5 protein-coding genes and 1 pseudogene are annotated in these 4,092 nt (G+C 75.4%); 1 reads left to right on the plus strand and 5 read right to left on the minus strand.

The window, feature by feature from the left end; genetic code table 11:
• On the minus strand, positions 1-329 hold a 329-nt coding region (locus RH94_RS14320), incomplete at its 3' end, for a phage holin family protein (protein WP_199880951.1).
• 68 nt (positions 330-397) lie between these two features.
• Between RH94_RS14320 and RH94_RS14325 the strand changes: the two genes are divergently transcribed.
• Positions 398-745 (plus strand): VOC family protein, encoded by a 348-nt coding sequence (locus RH94_RS14325; protein ID WP_073947991.1) that lies wholly within the window; start codon positions 398-400, stop codon positions 743-745.
• 18 nt (positions 746-763) lie between these two features.
• On the opposite strand, the pseudogene RH94_RS14330 reads toward RH94_RS14325, so the two are convergent.
• The 4 genes and pseudogenes from RH94_RS14330 to RH94_RS14345 all read right to left on the minus strand — a co-directional run.
• Positions 764-1,093: pseudogene (locus RH94_RS14330) on the minus strand (DUF5107 domain-containing protein); the annotation flags it as partial.
• 93 nt (positions 1,094-1,186) lie between these two features.
• Entirely contained in the window at positions 1,187-1,732 is a 546-nt protein-coding gene (locus RH94_RS14335) for a GNAT family N-acetyltransferase (RefSeq protein WP_073947992.1), read from the minus strand.
• A 52-nt stretch (positions 1,733-1,784) separates the two neighbouring features.
• On the minus strand, positions 1,785-2,708 hold the full coding sequence (locus RH94_RS14340) for a S66 peptidase family protein (protein ID WP_073947993.1): 924 nt from the start codon (positions 2,706-2,708) through the stop codon (positions 1,785-1,787).
• On the minus strand, positions 2,705-4,092 hold a 1,388-nt coding region (locus tag RH94_RS14345; protein ID WP_234425762.1), incomplete at its 5' end, for a prolyl oligopeptidase family serine peptidase. The genes RH94_RS14345 and RH94_RS14340, both read right to left, overlap by 4 nt.

Here is a 4,092-nt window from a genome sequence, read left to right on the forward strand (position 1 = left end):
GCCGGCTCCGCGGCGCGCTCCGGCGTGGGCCGGGACGCCGAGGGCCGGGCGGCCTCGCGCAGCGCGTAGGCCGCCGCGCCCAGGATCGCCGCGGTGATCAGTGCGGCGGCCCAGCCGGGCAGGCCGATGGCGAGGGCCAGTCCCACGGCGAGCGCGAGGGCCGCGCCCGCGTACAGGGCGACGGCGCCGGACGCGGCGTACAGCGTGGCCGTGCGGCGCTGCCTGCGGGTCTGCTCGCGCAGCTCGTCACGCACCGTTTCGCGCGCCACCTGCGCCAGCTCGTCGACCAGTTGCTTGTCCAGGTGCTCCAGGTGATCCAAGCGCTCCATGTACCGCGGGTACCCGCGCGAGCGGCCGGGTAACACCATCCGTTCCGCGGCCAACTACCCTCGTCCGCATGGAGATTCTGGGAACCAGCTTGCGCGTCTGCGTCGACGACCTGGACACCGCGGTGCCGTTCTACGAACGCCTCGCGGGCGGCAGGGCTCTCCGGTTCGAACGCGGCGGCGTCCAAGTGGCGGCGGTCGGCTGCTTCCTGCTGATGAGCGGCCCCGAGTCCCAGCTGGAGCTGCTGCGCAAGGTGGTGGCGACCATCGCCGTGACGGACGTCGACGAGGCCCACCGGGTGCTGACCGAGCTCGGCGCGCACATCGTCGCCGGTCCGGTTCCCACCCCGGTGGGCCGCAATCTGATCGCGATGCACCCCGACGGGACGGTGTACGAGTACGTGGACCGCCGGGGCTGAGCCGCGCGGGCCGGGCGGTCAGGCGGACGGCGGGCGCATCCGGAAGTCATGGCGTCCGGGCAGCTCCCCGCCGCCGGCCCGCTCCCACACCCGGCCGATCCGCTCGTCCCCCTCCCGCAGGTCGTCGACCTCGAAGTCCTCGTCGAAGACGGCCCGCGCCTCCTCCCGCCGCCCCTCGGCGAGCAGCAACTCGGCTTCGAGCAGCCGGAACCGGCCGCGCGCCCGGGTCTCCGGACGCAACCGCTCCCACACGGCGCGCGCCGGGGCCGGGCGTCCCGCGCGCAGCAGCGCCTCGATCGCCTCGCGGCCGAGCGCGGTGGTGGCGGCCGTCCACCGTCCGCCGTCGTCGCTGGGGGTGCCTCCCACGCCGTTCAGGCAGTGGGGGAGGCTTTCGCGGCCTGCGCTCGGCCGTCACCGACCTGAACACCGTGAAGGTCAACGTCAGGCGCGCATCTCGGCGGTGAGTGCCCAGCGTTCGTGGTCCCGCCAGGCGCCGTCGACGAAGAGCATGTCCGGTGAGAAGCCCTCCAGGCGGAAGCCGCAGGCGCGGGCGAGGGCGATCGAGGCGGTGTTGCGGGGCTGGACGTTGATCTCCAGCCGGTGCAGCCGCATCGGGCCGAAGGCGTGCCCGATCACGAGGTCGAGCCCCTCGCGCATCAGGCCGCGCCCGGCGGCGTGCGCGAAGGCGCCGTAGCCGAGGGCGCCGGACCGGAAGGCGCCGTGCACGATGTTGTTGATGTTGACGAACCCGGCGATGGCGCCGCCGTCCTTCTCGCAGACCAGGAAGCCCGCCCTCGCCGGGTCCTCGATCAGCCGCCGCGCGTAGGCGGTGTACGCCTCGGCCGTGTCCGGCGGGAAGAGCCACGGCCGGTGCAGGTCCCTGCTCTCCCGGGCCCGGGCGGTGAACTCGGCGCCGTCCTCGTGGGTGAAGGGGCGGATGCCGACGCGGGGCCCCTCGGCGAGGTGGCGGGAAGCGGTGTACGGCATCCCGTCAGCCTACGCGCGGATCCCGCACCCGGCGTCGTGGCTCGGCGTCCCCTCAGCGCAGGGCGGGCTCGTCGAGTGTCAACGTGCCCGCTTCGGCGTCGAGTTCGGCCGCGACGCCGAAGGGGATCGTCAGCGCCCCCGCGCAGTGGCCGAAGCCGAAGTCCTGGGTGACGGGTACGCCGAGCGCGCCGAGCCGGTCGGTGAGGAGGGCCCGGACCCGGTCGGGGGCACCGCAGTTCTCCCAGGAGCCGAGCAGCACCCCGCGGACCCCGTCGAGCCAGCCGGCGCGCAGGAGCTGGGTGAGGTAGCGGTCCAGGCGGTACGTCTCCTCGCCCACGTCCTCCAGGCACAGCAGGCCGCCGGCCGCGCGGGGCCGCGCGTGCGGGGTGCCGAGGTCGGAGGCGAGCAGGGCCAGGCAGCCGCCGAGCGTGACGCCCCGGGCCCGCCCGGGGACGAGGGCCGTGCCGCCGGAGACGATCGTGCGGACCGTCTCGGGGGCGAAGAGGGTGGCCCTGAGGTGGTCCTGCGCGCGGGCGCTCTTGACGAAGTCGACGCCGGCGGCCATCGGCCCGTGCAGCGTGACCAGGCCCAGGCGGGTGGCGAAGGCCTCGTGCAGCGCGGTGATGTCGCTGAAGCCGACGAACACCTTCGGCCCGGCCGCCCGCATCGCCTCCCAGTCGAGCAGGTCGGCCATGCGCTGCGCGCCGTACCCGCCCCGCGCGCACAGCACCGCGTCCACCGACGGGTCGCACCAGGCGGCCTGCAGGTCGGCGGCGCGGTCGGCGTCCGCGCCCGCCAGGTAGTCGAACGTGCCGTGCCGGTCCAGGACGTGCGGCGCGGCCACCGGGTCCAGGTCCCAGCCGCGCAGCAGGTCCAGTCCGGCCTGCAGCCGCTCCTCGGGCACGGGTCCGCTGGGCGCGACGACGGCCACACGGGCGCCGGGGGCGAGCCGTGCGGGACGGCGGAGTTCCTTCACGTGCCGAGCTCCAGGGTCGGGATGCCTGCCGGGTCCAGGCCGAACACCTGAGCGTACAGCGACAGCTCCGCCTCCAGGGCGCTGACCATGGTGTCGGCCCGGCGGAACCCGTGTCCCTCGCCCTCGAAGGCGATGTACGCGTGCGGCACTCCCCGGCCCGCCAGCCGGGCCAGGAACCGCTCGCACTGCGCCGGCGGGCAGATCACGTCGTCCAGGCCCTGCAGCAGCAGGAAGGGGGCCGTGAGGCGGTCGGCGTGCTCGGCCGGGGAGCGTTCGGCGTACCGGCCGGGCACCTCGGCGAGCGGGCCGACCAGGGACTCCAGGTACCGCGACTCGAAGTCGTGGGTCTCCCCCGTGCCCCAGCCGGTCAGGTCCAGGATCGGGTAAAGGATCGTGCCGCAGGCGTACACGTCGGTCGTGGTCAGGGACGCCGCCGCGGTCCAGCCGCCCGCGCTGCCGCCCCGGATCGCGAGCCGGGCCCGGTCGGCGGTGCCCTCCTCGGCGAGGGCGAGCGCGACGGCCGCGCAGTCCTCGACGTCGACCACGCCCCACTGCTCGCGCAGCCGGTCGCGGTACTCCCTGCCGTAGCCGGTGGAGCCGCCGTAGTTCACCTCGGCGACGCCGATGCCCCGCGAGGTGAAGTAGGCGATCTCCAGGTCGAGCACCAGGGGCGCCCGGCCGGTGGGCCCGCCGTGCACCCACACGACGTACGGCGGCAGTTCGGCGCCGGGCGCCACGCACCCGGGGTTGTGCGGCGGGTAGACGTGGGCGTGGACCTCGCGGCCGTCGGGTCCGGCGAAGGTGCGGATCTGCGGCTCGGGGTAGTGGGCGGGGTCCACCGGGTCGTCGTGGGCGGCGCCGATCACCCGGGCCCGGCCGGTCCTGGTGTCCAGCTCGACGACCTCGTAGGCGCTGCGCGGACTGGCGGCGACCGTCACCGCCCTCTCGCCGTGCGCCGCGAGCGTGGCGTCGAACTCGGTCCAGGGCCCGGCCGCGTCGACGACCTCGCCGGTCTCCGGGTCGAGTATGCCGAGGGCGGTGGCACCCCGGCCGTGCACGACCGCGATCAGCCCGCTGTCCAGCGGCGCGAACCAGCGTTGGCCCAGCTTCCACAGCGGCCCGCCGAACTCCTCCTCGCGGGGGCACAGAGGCAGGCCGTCGCGGTAGAGGTTCCACCAGCCGCCGCGGTCGCTCACGTACAGCAGTGAGCCGTCCGGGGCCCATTCGGCCTGGGGGACGGATTCGCCGGGGCCGCCCCCGCAGGTCCGGGGCTCGCCGAAGGTGCCGTCCCCGGCGACCTCGGCCATCACCAGTTCCGTGCCGTCCCACGGCATCCGCGGGTGGTCCCAGGCCAGCCACACCGCGCGCCGCCCGTCGGGCGAGA

The organism is Streptomyces kebangsaanensis (genome assembly GCF_001906585.1).
Taxonomy (GTDB): domain Bacteria; phylum Actinomycetota; class Actinomycetes; order Streptomycetales; family Streptomycetaceae; genus Streptomyces; species Streptomyces kebangsaanensis.